The sequence below is a fragment of the Ruegeria sp. YTSC199 genome, assembly GCF_059609725.1.
The window spans coordinates 14290-28719 of record NZ_JBXWMF010000028.1 but is presented as its reverse complement, the minus strand read 5'-3'; the positions used below and the strand labels follow the sequence as shown (position 1 = coordinate 28719).

Sequence of the window (14430 nt, the reverse complement as noted above, 5' to 3'; positions counted from 1 at the left end):
GCGCAGTTTGAACGCGTTCGGGTGACGAAACGCCATTGCCGCGGCTTATCGGAACCAGTAATCCCAGCCGTCCAGATAGTACCCGGTCAGGATATGGGTCTGCAGCGTATTGGGTTCGACCGCGACGCGATCCATGTCCGAGCCGAACACCTGCGCCGCCTGCCAGACCTCATCGGTCAGATAGCTCAGCCCGTCCGGCAGGTTCAGGTCCCGACCCGGCAGCGGTTCGGGCGAGGCCAGCACAAACCCCCACTCGCCGAAACTGGGCACATAGCTGTGATAGGGTAAAGTATGCAGCCCCTGCCCCGGCCGTAGCGGATTGCGGCTGCTGTTCAGGGTCTCGACCACCGACCAAAACGCCTGCCGCGCAAAAAACGGCGACCCGGCCTGCGTGACCAACAGCCCCTGCCCGCTCAGCCGCTCGACGGCCAGCCCGTAGAATTGTCGCGTGTAAAGCCGCGACAACGCGATCGATTTCGGGTCCGGCAGATCGATGAGGATCAAGTCATAGACCCGATCGTCGCCTTCCAGGAATTTCCACGCATCCTCATTGACGATGGTGACGCGCGGATCGGACAAAGCCCTGTCGTTCAAAGCCGACAAGTCCGGATGGTCGCGAAACACCTGTGTGACCCGGGGATCAAGATCAACCAGCGTCACGCTTTCGACGTCTGCATAGCGCAGCACCTCGCGCACGGCCATGCCGTCACCGCCACCCAGAACCAGAATACCCACCCGCCGCGGAGCCAGCGCCATAGCCGGATGCACCAACGGCTCGTGATAGCGGTGCTCATCCAGCGTATCGAACTGGATCGAGTGGTTCAGGAACAGCCGCACCCGGTCACGATAGCGTGTCACCGTGATCTGCTGATAGGGCGTCGCCTCAGACAGGATCACGTCATCCTCGAACAGTTCGGCCTCGGTGACCGAGACCAGTTTTTCGGAATGCCACAGCGCCACCATGGTCGCCGCAAAGGCCAGCACCCAGACGCCCACCTGCAACCGGCTGGCCCAGTGCCGGAACAAAAACAGAGACAGTCCCGCCACCGCCAGGTTCAACCCGCCAAAGGCCAGACTGGCCGACATCAGCCCCAGATGCGGAATCACCAGCAGCGGAAAAGCCAGCGAGGCCACCAGCGCCCCCACGTAATCGACGCTCAGGACATTTTCGAACCGAAACTTCAGCGCGCCGATCTCTTCCAGCACCCGCGCGATCAGGGGAATCTCCATCCCCGACAGCACCCCGATGGTAATCAGCGCCGCATAGAGCGGGGTCGCCACATGCCCCATCCACGCGTAGTTCAGAAACAGCACTGGCGCCATGAAGCCACCGACGATCCCCAACAGGATCTGCGCCCAGACAAAGCCGGAAAACGCGTGAGTGACATAGCGCGACAGCCACGCGCCCAGCCCCATGGCCGACAGGAATATCCCGATGACCAGTGAGAACTGCCGTACTGAATCCCCCAGCAGATAGCTCGACAGGGTCGCTGCGATCAGCTCATAGATCAGCCCGGCAACGGCAACCAGAAACGTCGCGGCCAGCAGCCACGCGGCGCGGGCCTCAACCGCCCGGGCCTCTGTCATGACAGGATGACGGCGGCGATGATGATGGCAACCGAGACGAACAGCAGCCCGATCAGGATCGACAGCGCGACGTTCTGGTCATGCTCAATCTCGCGCACGATTGAAAACGGGGTCAGCCAGTCGATCACTTTCCACACTACCCACATCAGTGTGACGCCGAGAAATGTGTAAAAGATCGTACTGATAATCTCTGCAATCTGAATGGCTGCAAAATAGTCCATGATGTCCCCGTTATTTCACGCGATTTGATCGATAATAGCCGCCGCCGTCACTGCCGACGCGAACGGACCTGTCCAGGTCACGGCTTTCGCCGCCGTAACCGAAGTAAGTTACATATCCCGTGGCCCCGACGGCCGCGGTCGAAATCAGTAGGAAGATGATCCGGAAAGCTGTCACGTTAATCCTCGTCTACCCAGTCAGTCCCCGACCAGCGCGCCTTTCGATGCAGCCATTTACGCCCGAACTGAAACAGGAACAACGCCCCGAAGACCGCGCCCAGATAGGCCATCCATTTGCCCGTGAACAAACCAGTCCGGACATCCAGTGACAGGCGGGTGAACGGTTCACCTGACGGATGTTGTCGTCCGTTCCCCCCATGCCACAGCCCTTTCTCGACCGCCGAGAGCGCCAGAGTGTAGGTTCCGCTGACGTCGGGTCGAAAGCGCAGCCGGGTCACCGGAGACCCTTCGCTCCAGTTGCCATCTGAATCACGGCCGGAATAGGATTCGATGGTGCGCCCGGTCTCGAAAACCGGCTGGCCGTCTGGGTTCAGCATCTCCATCTCCAGATAGGCCCAGCTGTTGCGCAAGTTCCCGGCCACCCGGATCGAGGTCAACGTGTTGTCGGCCTCCAGCGGAATGGCAATCTCAACCGGCAGGTCCCGCAGATCCACTTTTGTGTTGCGCAGCACAACCCGCCCGCCCTGCACGTTGAACGCCAAGGCCGTTACCAGGCAAACAGCCGCGAACACAAACGAGCTCCACAGCAGGAACCAGTAGTTGCGCCCTGCCACAAAGGGTTGCAACGGATGGACGCGACTTGGCTTGAGGTCCAGCGTAACGCCAAAGGCCGCTTCGGCCTCGGCCTTGGCGACATAGACCGAGCGGTAGGCCTCGCGTTCGCTGCCCGTTTGCGAAAACCCCAGCATCGCCGTGTCGGACATGGCCGAGATGGTCAGCGTCTGCTGGCCGAACTTCGGGCTCCAGTTAAACTCGCCTTCGACATAGGTGATCTTGCTGTGCGTCGTCTCATAGTAGACGTATGTGCCTTCGCTGGTCCGTACGGAGGGCGGGCTGTCCGCCGTCTCGACCCAGTGCTCGGACATCCAGCCCCCACCCCGATAACGCCGCGAAAACACCAGGTGGTCGTTCTCAAGGGTCAGCCAGGCATAACCATGCGTCGGTGAATAAAGCTGATGGTCGATCCAGGTGAATTCGCGCCCCGCCCAGCGTTCGGTGTGCTTAATCAGACCGATGATGACAAATTCGACATCATACAACCGGCCACGCATCCCGATCGACAGCGGTGTGTCAGGTCGCTTAAGCCCGGCGAACCTGCGCAGAATCTTATAATTGTCCTGCGCATTCAATTCTGATCCGCAAAATTCGCAGATTTTGACCACTACCCGCCCGCCACCCAAAACGTCCAATCCGGCGCCGCAGGAGGTACAATTGATGGATGCAAGTTCGGGCGTTCGGGTCATGTCTGTTTCTGTACCTTCACGCCAAACGGGTCGTACCAGCGCCCCTCGTACCACGACACGCTTTCGCCCCAGAACTCGCCAGACAGCAATCGGTAACCATCGGCCGAGGCATTGACGAACTGGTACCTCTCGCCCACCTGCAGCTCCTCGTCGAACTGCCCGCGCAAGGCGATGCACTCGGCCTGTTCAACTTCGGTGACGGTGTAGGTGACGCTATTGAAATCCAGCGTCTTACCTGGTTCGAACGGAGGCCGAAATTTCGGTATCTGCGCTTCCGGGATGCGGACCTGTTCAACAACATCGCCTTCGTCCACTGAAATCCACGAGGTCGCCCCCTTTTGCGAAAACCCGCAATACTCATCCCAGAATCCCCGCCCATAGGAAAAGCGCGCATGGCCGAAGATCTGTATGGTCTTGCGCCCCAGTTCGATGGTGTCTCCGACCGTGAACAGGAGCGGCGCATCATGCATCACCCCTTGCTGTCCGGCCTGCTCAATGTGGTCGCCCTTCAAAAACAGGGTCGTGCCACATGACGGGCAGGTCACGAGCTTGGCGGTTTTCAAGATGATCGGGCATAAAGACCCGCAATTTGGACAATTAAGATCCTGCATGGCTTCAGGTCACGTATAGAGGTGAAAACTTCAAGCTGTGATTGAACCCTACTCCGTGGCTTCCACTCGGACGCTGCGTACATTCGGGTCAACTCGACTGTAGGCAGCAAGCAACCTCCCATTCCATTTTTGCGCGATATAGTCCGCCATGAACCGCGACGGCGCCACAAGTGTAACCGTCCCCCCTGCCCTGTCGGCTTCGGCCAGGTGCCGGAACCAGCTGGCCCAAAGCTCGGGGTCACGCCCGTGCAGGACGGCCTGAACCTGCGTCCAGACATCCCCATCCGAAGTATCCGGTGGGATCGGTTTGGCCGTAAAAGGTACCACATTGGTGTCGGCCTCAGGCTCCTCAGTCATCCGCGTCTGGAAATCGGGCCCGATAGTCGGCCACACTTCGGACGTGTCGATCATGAGCTGTTTCAGATCCAGCTCATAGACCGCAACGCGTCCACGTACTGCGGGGCGCTTGACCGCGATCCAGCCCATTGTCCGCAGCTTGGCCATCTCACGTTTGACGGTGCGTTCGTTCACCGACCACAGACGGGCGATTTCTTCTCGGCCGATCGAAAGCTCATTGTTGCGCCAGTTGTAACGGGTGGTGATCAGGGCGATGATCCGCAGGATGCTGCGCTGCCGGTGCTTGTCACCCGACAGGGCGTGCACGGTCAGTGCCGACAAAATATCATATTTGATCGCGGGCGCATTTCGCCCGACCGGTTTTGCAACCTGCATTCCCGTTCTCACTGCTCTGTCTGCCTCGGACGGTTTATACCGCCAATGTTGCGCTGTTTGCCAACGCTTTTCGTCTCGATGTCCTGATTAGCGTCCAATCCGGCGATTCTGTCAAGCGGAGACTAGTTTCAAGCCAGATCACGGTCCATCCCAATTCAAAAATCAAAAAGAATATTGGTGAAGTATTGGTGATGGGGGACATTCAGGTTGTCCCCTTATTGGGTGGTTTTGCCCCCCAAATGGGGTGGTTTAGGTTCTTGTGACCCCCTAAATCCTGTTTCAGAGCCCGCGAACTTGTCCTCCACCAAGCCACCGGGTCTCCGAATCGGCCAGTAGTCGTGAAACCCTTGATTTCTTACCCGCGGGTAAGATCACAGTGTCATCATATTTCCTTTTGCTTAAAGCGCAAATCAAGCGTAAATAGGAAACACATATAAAATAGCGTCCCAAACGATGAGACCTGAGGCATGTACACGCACGAAGACCTGAACGCATTGCGCAATCAGTCACTCAAACTGCAGGGCTGGATACGCCAGCAGACCTTCAGCCCCGAGATGGAGAAGACCCTCCGCCGTTTTTCAAGCTGGGAGGTGTCCGAGCTGATCTTTCGCGTCAACCAATCGACTTTTCGCGGCAAGCTTGCGGCTGACCCATCCCTGCCCGGCGGTGAAGTGGAGCCCGAAGGCCGCCAGCGCTGGTTCAGCCTGGAAGAGGTGAATGAGCTGCGCCGTCGGCTCAAAGTGAACCGCAAGTCCCTGATGCCACCCCGGCCCGTGGGCAAGCGCGCCATTCGCGCTGCGGTCGCCAACTTCAAAGGTGGCGCGGGCAAGTCCACCGTCGCCTTGCACCTGGCCCATGCCGCCGCGTTGGATGGCTACCGGGTGCTGGTGGTGGATTTCGACCCGCAGGCAACGCTCAGCCATTCGATGGGTTTGACTGACGTGGCCGAGGACTTCACCGTCTGGGGCATCATGGCCCGAGACCTGATCCGCGAGACCGAGCGGATGAACAACCGCCCTGCCGCCGCCGAATCCGGAACCGCCCTGCCCCGCCGGGAATTGCCGCCCTCAATAACAGATATGGGGCTTGGGGATCTGCGCATCTCGGATTTCATCAAGCAGAGCTCGTGGTCGACCATCGACGTTGTCCCGTCCTGCGCCAACGCGGCCTTTGTGGAATTCGCCTCGGCGCAGTACCGGCATCTGAATCCCGAGTGGTCGTTCTTTGCTGCCGTGTCGCGGTACTTGGATCAGATCCCGGATGACGCCTATGACCTGATCCTGTTCGATTGCCCGCCGGCCATTGGGTACCAGTCGATGAACGCGGTCTTTGCTGCTGATATGCTCTATATCCCTTCCGGGCCCGGATATTGGGAATATGACTCGACCACTTCGTTCATCGGTCAATTGGCCGAGGCGCTGGAGGATCTCGCTTACGGCTTCGACAAGACCTTACCCACGGGTAAGATCGGCCTGCCCAAGACGTTCTGCGAGATGCGCTTTCTGCTGACCCGATATGAACCGGGCAACGCGCTGCATCTGGCCATGTTCGATGCGTTCAAGAAGGTGTTCGGTGAGCATGTCGCTGAACACCCGGTTGAAATGACCCGTGCCGTCGAGCAATCCGGTCGCTTCCTGAGCTCGGTCTACGAGATGGATTACCGCGAGATGACGCGGGAAACCTGGCGCCGCGCGCGCTCGACTTTTGACAATGTGTATGAGGAATTCCGGGGCGTGATGCTGTCGGCCTGGGACAAGCTGGAGGATGACGCATGAGCCGTAAACGCAGAATGTTTGACATCGACATGCCGGCCATGGAGGACATACCGGTCGGCAAGGCCCCGGACAAGGTGCTTGAGAAACGGCGCGGTCCGATGGCCAAGGCAATCTCGGAAAACGCCGACGCCCTGCGCGATCAGCAATCGACCGAAGAGACCATCCGGGCCGAAAACGACCGCTTAGCGCACGAGCTTGTGCGCTTGCGATCCGAAGGTCTGGTGACCGAACATGTGGCTCTGGTGGACGTTGTCACCGAGAAGCTGACCCGAGACCGCAAGCCCGGCCCCGACCCTGAGTTGGACGAGTTGAAAGACTCAATCCGTGATATCGGCCTGTCGAACCCGATCCGGTTGGAGCGTCGTTCCGATGGTCGATTTGACCTGATCCAGGGTATGCGTCGCTTGTCGGCATATCAGGCGCTGCTTGAGGAGACGGGTGAAGATATCTATGCCAAGATCCCGGCAGGCATTTCCGACGCTAGCGATCTGAATGACAGCTATCGCCGCATGGTGGATGAAAACCTGATCCGCAAGGATATCTCGTTTGCCGAGATGGGCGCGTTAGCCCGAGCCTATGCTGACGACCCGGCAAATGGCTGCGCTGATGTGGACAAGGCAGTTGCTATCCTGTTCAAATCTGCCAGCTACACCAAGCGCAGCTATATCCGGTCCTTCGCCAGCTTGCTGATGATGCTGGACAAGGTGTTGATGCATCCCAACGATATTCCGCGCAATCTGGGAGTCGAGTTGAAGCGCAAGCTCGACGCCAACCCTGGACTGATCCGTCAGGTCAGCACCGCGCTGATGAGCGAGCCGGATCGTGACGGCCTGCGTGAAGTAGCGATACTGCGGTCGTTTGTTGAAGCCGAAGGGAGCGTTCCCAAGAGACCGGTTACCGCTTCGGGGGGAAAAACGCGGCGTGCGAAAACCACGTTCCAAGTGTCGGGACGGGCAGGGGTTGCGAAATGCTCAGCCTCCAGCGGGCGGCTCGAATTGCGCTATGATCTGGATTTTACACGCGTCGACCGTGCCCGTTTGGAGCAGGCAATTGCGACTCTGATCGACGATTTGCAGGAAGAGGACGATCTTACCCACGGGTAAGGTTTTGATGTCGAATTCAGCAAGTAGAAAACGCCGGGCCAAACGCCCGGCGTTTTCTATTTTGCGCCTCACCCCAGCAGATCTGTTGCCGGGTTTTCGGCAATATCGACGTCGTCATAATATTTCTGTGCCTGTACCATGGAGCGGTGCAGGGACAGGCGCATGGCGGCCTGGATCGGGGCACCGTCGAGTGCGGCCTGGGTCAGAAAGCCCGAGCGCAACCCGTGCGGTGAGGCAAAGCCTTCAGGCAGGCCTGCGAGTTTCAACCGGTGTTTGATGATCTGATAGATCGCATCCGGCGACAGGCGGCGTTTCAGCACCCGGTCGGCCTTGGAGACCGGTCGAAACAAGGGCCCGTCAGTGATCCTCCCAACCTCGATCCAATGCACCAGCGCCTGCGCGGCGCGACCCTTGAGCACCAGCCGGGGCGTCTCACCCTTGATCGTGGTCTTGGTCTCCAGCAGGGACAGCCAGACGACGCCTGACTTGTCGAACTCCTTGAAAGAGACATCCTCGCGCATCAGCCCGGTGATCTCAGACCGGCGCCGGCCGCCGCTTGCCCAGCCCAGCATCAGGATCGCCCGGTCGCGGCAATCCCGGCGGGAGCCGCGGCAGGTGGCCAGCAACTGCTCAAGCACATCGCGGGTGATCGGGTGCTGCGACTTCGAGGCCGCAGGACGGGCCGCGGCGCGGCGCGCCTTGGACCGGGCCTGTTTCACCTGAGGGGCGTCAAACGGGCTGGCGAGGTTCTTCATGCGGTGGAAGGCCAGCCAGGACGCGATGCGCCGGTCCAGGGTGGATGGGGCCGGACAGGCCAGCGATCTGCGCAGCCCTTGATCTATCAATGCTTCCGCCGTCCGGCGGGCGCGATCGTCTGGTGCCGCGTCGTTCAGATCGCGGGCGTGATCGAGGATGAAGGCCAGCGCGATGTCCTGACGCTCCGGCCACTCAAGCGGCTTCTTGAAGGCCACATTGGCCCACGCCGTGATGTAGAGCAGGTCGCGCTCATAGGCCCGCAGAGTATTGGCCGGCGTGCCGCGGATATAGAGATCGGTCAGCGCGTCCTGATCCGCTTGAGACAGGGCAGGGAAGGGGCAGGGAAGGTATGGGGCAGGAGGCTTCATGGCAGCCATTCTGTGCCTGTTTCCTGGTGAAATCAATCAAACTTGATAAGCGATACTTATCGCGAGTAATAGAGATTTATGCGTGCGTCTGAAGTTACGGGCAAAAGTGAGGTTTTTTGCACATTAAGCGGCGATTGAGACTACTCGATAAAAGAATTAGAGTTGTGTCGCATTGCTCTATCTGAGACTAGGTCGAGGTAATCTTGTAGCGCCTCCCATTATATTGGTTTGACATCTGACGCCTGCCATTCAGCCCAACGGGGCAGCGGTGCCTCAACTCAGCATGTTCTGGTGTTTTGCAGAAAACCACGAGCAAGGACGATTTCGCAGGTACCCGCTGCGTAGCTGGTATAGGCTCGGCTTATGTCCAGACCGGTGTCCAGAAATGTTACGCTTAAGCAACTTCGTGCCTTCGTGCAGGTGGCGAAATGTGGGTCGTTCAGCAAGGCGGCGGAAGAGTTGGCCATATCTCAGCCCGCCCTGACTCTCAGCGTCCAGCAATTTGAAGAAAACGTTGAGGCGGCTCTGCTGCAACGCACCACACGCTCTGTTTCTCTGACAAGGCAGGGGAAAGAGTTTCTGCACAAGGCCGAAGTCATTCTGAATGACCTAGACGCGGCAATCCTTTCGGCGCGCACCAGCGCCAGGAAACAGAGCAACAGGGTGCGTGTTGCTGCACTGCCTTCCGCTGCAATCCGGATCTTGCCGCAGGCCATCCGGGATTACGCGACCGTCAAGCCGGATGTGTCTGTTCATATTCAGGATGATAACGGGCGCGGGGTTGAAACCCAGGTCCTGAACGGTATGGCCGATTTCGGGATCGCAAACATTTGGTCCGGCGATCCGGCTTTGACCTATGCTCCCTTCCTCCGGGATCGTGTGGGTTTGATCTGCCGCGCGGATCACCCGCTGGCGCGGCGCAAGGACAGGTTGGCATGGGCCTGTCTCGAAGATCAGTCGTTTGTCGGGATGGCCGAAGACACCGGGATTAGCCGCCTGACCGATGGTGTGAGGGGTCTGCCCGTTTCCGTATCCGAGCCGGACTATACCGTGCTGACGATTGCCGCGCTGGTCGGAATTGTCGAACAGGGGAGGGCAGTGTCGGCGTTGCCTGCACTGGCCTCGCCGAATTACCTGAACCCGTCGCTGGTCTACCGCAGTCTGTCCGAACCCGACCTGTATCGTGATCTGTGCCTGATTACCTCGGGCAAGCAGCCCCTTCCGACCGCTGCAAAAGAGTTTCTGAAATTTCTGCAATCCCGGTCGCACAAGATGTCATCCATGTTCCCGAACAATACGGTTCAGGCAAATGCTGATGAATTATAAGTTCCATAAATAAATACTCAAAATCTTCAAATTTTACTCTCCTGTCTATTCCGGCGAAGCATTCCCTCAACGCAAATCAGACGTAGGAGGGTCAAATGCTTGCTGCAATTTCCGACAGAATGCGCCCCGAAGCCGAGGTCATGGACCTAGCGCGGTTGGGGTCGCTGCATTCGTCGACACTCAGCTTTATGCGCACGCTGGTGCGCCGCATCATGAAAGAGGAATGGTCCATTGACCGCCAGCACTTCGATCTCGACAACGACGGCTATGGTGCCGCGATCTACCGGATCGAAACGCCGAATGATGTGTTCAGCTTCGTGCTGTTTTCCAGTTTCCTGTCAGACGAAGATCGCAACGACCGGGTGATTGCCACCAGATGGGATCTGACCATGGCGCTCTGTGAGGGCGAGGTGGATGATATCTGGCTGGAAGACATGCGCGGCAACGTGCCACGACAGGAAGCGGGCCGGGTGGATGCGCGTGTCTTCTGCCTGTCGCGGGCCAACCGCAGTTCGCGCCTGTTCAACCACGTGCTGGAAGAGCTCTCCGCCGGGCGCCAGCCCGATGCTGAGCGGATCGCCGATGTGGGATATTTGTACCGCACTACGGCCGTTTATGGCAGTGGCAAGCTGGGCATGGCGGACTGGAACAAGGTACGAGCCAAGTTCGCCGACTTCAACCGTCCATTCGCACCTGAGATGTTCATCTGCTACATGCTGCGTCAGTTCAGTCTGGATCAGGTGGATCATATCGCGAAGTCGCGCGCGCCCGAAACTGCCGTGGCGTTGGACAAGAGGTTGAAACGGTTCTTTGGTATAGGGAACTCGACCGGTCTGGGCATGGCACCTTATCTGGTCAACCACGGAGAACTGCTGAGCCAGTGGATTGAGATGCGCGAAACTGCGCTGGCGCAGGTCTTGCACAAGGCCACCCCGACCGATTGGCGCATTAAGCTGTTTCACGAGCTGATCGACCGGGCGGTACAACACTTTACCGAAAGCCACACAGAAGACGAAGAACAGATCGAACGCAACCGGGTTCTGATTGCAGAACTGGCCGAGGTGCGCGACTGGCTGTTGGCGCAGGGTGCTGCGTTGGAAACATGGTCGGTTCTGTCGGATCACGCCCGCGACGCGTGGAGCCTTGAGACGCAAGAACTAATCCACGCTTTGTGTCTGGAGATTCATCCCGAATTGGTGAACGAACTGGAAGACAGCTTCGCCGTCGTTCCCAATCCGGTTATTGACCCCGACATGAGCACCGAACAGCTGCGTATGCTGATCGAGGATCGCTATGACTGGGCGCTAGCCATCGACTTTTCTGATCCCCAGCAATCGAATGCATTCTGGTATCGGTCGGAAGAAAAGCTGGAACCACGGCTGGGCTTTACCGGTGCTGATCCGGGGGTAGAGAAACAGATGCCGCTGCCCATCGCTCGCCGTGTTCGTGCTTGCTATAACGTGCTGTTGGAAGATCTTGAAAAACATCCAGACAGTGATGTCATTCATTTCCTGCTACGCAGCCCGGACCTGAAGAGCATCGTGCGCCGCATCCAGACTATGAGTAAACACAAATACGCCGAAATCCGAGCCAACCTTGCGAACCGGAACGTGCGGCCCATGGATTTGTTGCGCTGCAAACTGGCCTTCTTTGGCGTCAGCAAATTCGACCCGCGCTCGAAGCTGTGGGTACGTAACACAATGTATCAGGGAGCACCGCTGATTGATGACATTGGCCAGACCTATGAAAGCTGGTTCCTGCCGTTAATGCCGCTGATCGAGGAGGCACAATCATGAAAGTATCCCGCAATGAAATGATCGCCGCGCTGTCCCGCGCGTATGAAGGGGCCGGGTACGAGATCGGCGATTACGAGGACGCTGCCCAATTGGTCACATGGTCGCAAATGGCGGGTCTGGGCGGGTTCGACCGTATCTCCCTGCCGCCGCTGGCTCCCAAGGGTGGCGCGACCCCGCGGCTGGTGTTCGAAAATGACGATATCGCCGTTCTGGATGCGGGTGGCGCGGATGTCTGCGAACACGGCTCGCTGGCGGCCTGTCTGATGCACTCCAAGGCCAATAAGTCGGGCTTTGCGATCATCGAACTGGGCAACTGCCGCTATCCCGGCCTGATCCTGCGCGGCCTTTCGATGGTCGCGCAGCAGGGCGTGTATATCTCGGCCTATTGGAAGGATCAGGCTGGATCGCACGGCGCGAGCTTTGAGAGCGGCGCGATCTTCCCGCATTACTGGCGTGTGGAAAATGCAGATGACAGCAAGGAAATATCAACTGTCATGATCATCTGTACAAATCAGCCCGCATTGCTGGCGGATGCGGTGACACGTCAGGTCGAACTCCCCGAACTTCAGCGGTATGAAATCTCCGCGGCGCAGCTTGCAGCCAACTACAACCACGCGCTGGAACAGGGGATTGAGGTTGACCCGGATCACTGGGACGCTCTGAACGCCGCCGCATGGCCCATTCTCGTTCGCTCGGATGCGCATTCCCGCGCGGGTGCCGGGCCTTCATAAAACCTGGAAACCGAGGCACCGGCCAGCGCGTGCTCCGTCTGTAAAGGAAAAACGCCGCCCCGGTTGGGGCGGCGTTTGTTTATTACGTTTGGACTTTTACTTATTCGGCAATCTGGGTGCTTGCGTCAGCGTGCTTGTCGCGCCGACCATCACGGTAGAGAGCCTTGGTCAGTGAAACCATCATCAGGCCCATAACAATCGTAAAGGGCAGAGCACCGATGATCATTGCATTGCGCAGCGCATTCATCGGATTGTTTTCTCCTGCCGCCAGGATCAGTGCGCCGATCACTGCCGTCAGGATTACACCCCAGATGATGCGGTGCTTGATGCCGGTTTCCTGGCTGCCACCAGACATGATGGTGTTCATCACCAGAATACCCGAGTCAGCAGACGTCACCAGGAAGGTCATGATCAGGATTACGCACATGACGTTCAGCATGGACAAAAGCTCACCGTCGATCATGTAGGACAGCGTCACGAACAGCTTGTTGGTGTTCGATGCGCCGATGATCGCACCTTCAGCCGCACCCGCCAATTCCAGATCAATCGCAGTGCCACCCAGAACCGTCATCCACGCGAAGCACACCAGCGCCGGTGCCAGAACGCAACCCAGAATGAATTCACGTACCGAACGACCTTTCGAGATGCGTGCCAGGAACAGGCCCACAAACGGCGAGAAGGCAATCCACCAGGCCCAGTAGAACGTGGTCCAACCAGACTGCCAACCAAACTGACGGCCTTGCTCACCCGCGGCGTACACGGCGGCAAGCGTTTCTTCGCCCAGTTCGGCAGCAGCACCTTCAAGACCGCTCTTGAAGCCGTCAAAGCTGCCCCATGCGTTGGTCGCGCCACCCATCAGGTCAGCCGCATGCGCCTGTGCTTCCGCAGGCAGAGCCGCGGCAAAGGCTTCGGTCGACAAAGGACCGTATGCACCAAAGCTCAGCGAGAGGAAGTGCAGGAGGTAGTCAACCAGGGCCGTGCCATAGGTAGTCATAGCGAACACAAACGAGCCGAAGATCACGAACGTGCCCAACAGGATGATCGACAGAACAAGGTTCAGGTTCGACAGGTATTTAACGCCGCGACCCACACCCGAGACCGCCGAGATGATCGACAGCGCCATGATGACAACCAGACCTGCGATCAGACCAACTTTGCTTGGCGTCGGAACTTCTCCGCCAAAGTCCATGATCCATTCCATGCCGGTAATTGCATACAGACCGTCGATGAACTGGCTGACACCAAAACCGATGGTGACGGACACCCCCAGGATCGTTGCAACAACGCCCAGAACATCAACCACGTGGCCAAGGAACCCGTTCATCAGGCGACCGAACAGAGGTGTCAGAGCCGCGCGAATGGTCAGAGGCATGTCGCGAGTATAGGCGTAGTAGGCCAGCGACAGGCCGGTCACCACGTAAATCGCCCACGCATGGAAGCCGTAGTGCAGGAAGGTATAGCGATATGCCGACTGAATGGACTCAGGATCATTACCCGCAACTGCGCCGGCCACGACCTCGGGGTTGGATCCCCACAGGCCCAGCGGCTCGGCAGTGGCGAATACCATAAGGCCCACACCCAACCCCGCACCAAACATCATCGAGAACCAGGAGAAGTTCGAAAACTCGGGTCTTTCACCTGCCGTTCCCATGACCCTCTTCCCGGTCGACGGAAGGATTGCCACAATTACAAGGAAGACGACAAACAGTCCGACAATGACCACGTAGAAGCCGTTGAAGACTTCCAGAAGCCGGCCGTTCCAGCTGCCCAAAGTGCTGTTTGCATTGGCTGGGAAGACAAGCGCCCACAGCACAAGGGCAACCATGATGCCCTTACTGATCAGCGCGATTGGAACGCTGTAATTCTCATAGAAACCGGCATCTGCCGTTTCTATCTCCAGATCCGTAAAGGGTTCAGGTACTGACATAAGGATCCTCCCTGTT

The 14430-nt window shown here is 58.4% G+C and carries 12 protein-coding genes; 5 read left to right on the top strand and 7 right to left on the bottom strand.

What is annotated here, in order from left to right; genetic code table 11:
* Positions 1 to 45: 45 nt before the first annotated feature.
* The 5 genes from AC2FEE_RS20805 to AC2FEE_RS20785 all read right to left on the bottom strand — a co-directional run bounded on the left by AC2FEE_RS20805 (position 46) and on the right by AC2FEE_RS20785 (position 4632).
* Positions 46 to 1587, bottom strand: coding sequence for a polyamine aminopropyltransferase (locus AC2FEE_RS20805; protein ID WP_496867233.1), 1542 nt, complete (start codon positions 1585 to 1587; stop codon positions 46 to 48).
* Positions 1584 to 1808 (bottom strand): DUF350 domain-containing protein, encoded by a 225-nt coding sequence (locus AC2FEE_RS20800; protein ID WP_496867232.1) that lies wholly within the window; start codon positions 1806 to 1808, stop codon positions 1584 to 1586. The genes AC2FEE_RS20805 and AC2FEE_RS20800 overlap by 4 nt, the downstream gene beginning before the upstream one ends.
* Before the next feature lie 176 nt (positions 1809 to 1984).
* A complete protein-coding gene (locus AC2FEE_RS20795; protein ID WP_496867231.1) occupies positions 1985 to 3289 on the bottom strand; it encodes a DUF4178 domain-containing protein in 1305 nt (434 codons plus the stop codon).
* Positions 3286 to 3852, bottom strand: a complete 567-nt coding sequence (locus tag AC2FEE_RS20790; protein WP_496867230.1) for a DUF4178 domain-containing protein — start codon at positions 3850 to 3852, stop codon at positions 3286 to 3288. Before AC2FEE_RS20790 ends, AC2FEE_RS20795 begins: the two co-directional genes overlap by 4 nt.
* Positions 3853 to 3948: 96 nt before the next feature.
* Positions 3949 to 4632 carry a DnaA N-terminal domain-containing protein gene (locus tag AC2FEE_RS20785; RefSeq protein WP_496867229.1) on the bottom strand — a complete coding sequence of 228 codons (684 nt, stop codon included), beginning with the start codon at positions 4630 to 4632 and terminating at the stop codon, positions 3949 to 3951.
* A gap of 467 nt (positions 4633 to 5099) precedes the next feature.
* On the opposite strand from AC2FEE_RS20785, the gene AC2FEE_RS20780 reads away from it, so the two are divergent.
* On the top strand, positions 5100 to 6407 hold the full coding sequence (locus AC2FEE_RS20780; RefSeq protein WP_496867228.1) for an AAA family ATPase: 1308 nt from the start codon (positions 5100 to 5102) through the stop codon (positions 6405 to 6407).
* Complete coding sequence (locus AC2FEE_RS20775) at positions 6404 to 7510, top strand: ParB/RepB/Spo0J family partition protein (protein ID WP_496867227.1); 1107 nt, start codon at positions 6404 to 6406, stop codon at positions 7508 to 7510. The genes AC2FEE_RS20780 and AC2FEE_RS20775 overlap by 4 nt, the downstream gene beginning before the upstream one ends.
* Before the next feature lie 68 nt (positions 7511 to 7578).
* Here AC2FEE_RS20775 and AC2FEE_RS20770 read toward each other — a convergent pair whose 3' ends face one another.
* Positions 7579 to 8634, bottom strand: coding sequence for a tyrosine-type recombinase/integrase (locus tag AC2FEE_RS20770; RefSeq protein ID WP_496867226.1), 1056 nt, complete (start codon positions 8632 to 8634; stop codon positions 7579 to 7581).
* A gap of 363 nt (positions 8635 to 8997) precedes the next feature.
* Between AC2FEE_RS20770 and AC2FEE_RS20765 the strand changes: the two genes are divergently transcribed.
* The 3 genes from AC2FEE_RS20765 (at position 8998) to AC2FEE_RS20755 (ending at position 12487) form a co-directional block, all read left to right on the top strand.
* Positions 8998 to 9960 carry a LysR family transcriptional regulator gene (locus AC2FEE_RS20765; RefSeq protein WP_496867225.1) on the top strand — a complete coding sequence of 321 codons (963 nt, stop codon included), beginning with the start codon at positions 8998 to 9000 and terminating at the stop codon, positions 9958 to 9960.
* A 95-nt stretch (positions 9961 to 10055) separates the two neighbouring features.
* Positions 10056 to 11756: a hypothetical protein gene (locus AC2FEE_RS20760; RefSeq protein WP_496867224.1), complete on the top strand. Its 1701-nt coding sequence runs from the start codon at positions 10056 to 10058 to the stop codon at positions 11754 to 11756.
* The gene (locus AC2FEE_RS20755) at positions 11753 to 12487 is read left to right on the top strand and encodes a DUF3726 domain-containing protein (protein WP_496867223.1); all 735 of its coding nucleotides are present in this window, start codon (positions 11753 to 11755) and stop codon (positions 12485 to 12487) included. Before AC2FEE_RS20760 ends, AC2FEE_RS20755 begins: the two co-directional genes overlap by 4 nt.
* Before the next feature lie 100 nt (positions 12488 to 12587).
* Here AC2FEE_RS20755 and AC2FEE_RS20750 read toward each other — a convergent pair whose 3' ends face one another.
* On the bottom strand, positions 12588 to 14414 hold the full coding sequence (locus AC2FEE_RS20750) for a BCCT family transporter (RefSeq protein WP_496867222.1): 1827 nt from the start codon (positions 14412 to 14414) through the stop codon (positions 12588 to 12590).
* Positions 14415 to 14430: the final 16 nt, after the last annotated feature.

Excerpts from the sequence above, each read along its gene's own strand:
- AC2FEE_RS20780 (WP_496867228.1), top strand. The coding sequence starts at position 5,100 with ATGTACACGCACGAAGACCTGAACGCATTGCGCAATCAGTCACTCAAA.
- AC2FEE_RS20765 (WP_496867225.1), top strand. The coding sequence starts at position 8,998 with ATGTCCAGACCGGTGTCCAGAAATGTTACGCTTAAGCAACTTCGTGCC.
- AC2FEE_RS20805 (WP_496867233.1), bottom strand. The coding sequence starts at position 1,587 with ATGACAGAGGCCCGGGCGGTTGAGGCCCGCGCCGCGTGGCTGCTGGCC.
- AC2FEE_RS20785 (WP_496867229.1), bottom strand. The coding sequence starts at position 4,632 with ATGCAGGTTGCAAAACCGGTCGGGCGAAATGCGCCCGCGATCAAATAT.
- AC2FEE_RS20750 (WP_496867222.1), bottom strand. The coding sequence starts at position 14,414 with ATGTCAGTACCTGAACCCTTTACGGATCTGGAGATAGAAACGGCAGAT.
- AC2FEE_RS20775 (WP_496867227.1), top strand. The coding sequence starts at position 6,404 with ATGAGCCGTAAACGCAGAATGTTTGACATCGACATGCCGGCCATGGAG.
- AC2FEE_RS20795 (WP_496867231.1), bottom strand. The coding sequence starts at position 3,289 with ATGACCCGAACGCCCGAACTTGCATCCATCAATTGTACCTCCTGCGGC.
- AC2FEE_RS20755 (WP_496867223.1), top strand. The coding sequence starts at position 11,753 with ATGAAAGTATCCCGCAATGAAATGATCGCCGCGCTGTCCCGCGCGTAT.
- AC2FEE_RS20800 (WP_496867232.1), bottom strand. The coding sequence starts at position 1,808 with ATGGACTATTTTGCAGCCATTCAGATTGCAGAGATTATCAGTACGATC.
- AC2FEE_RS20760 (WP_496867224.1), top strand. The coding sequence starts at position 10,056 with ATGCTTGCTGCAATTTCCGACAGAATGCGCCCCGAAGCCGAGGTCATG.
- AC2FEE_RS20770 (WP_496867226.1), bottom strand. The coding sequence starts at position 8,634 with ATGAAGCCTCCTGCCCCATACCTTCCCTGCCCCTTCCCTGCCCTGTCT.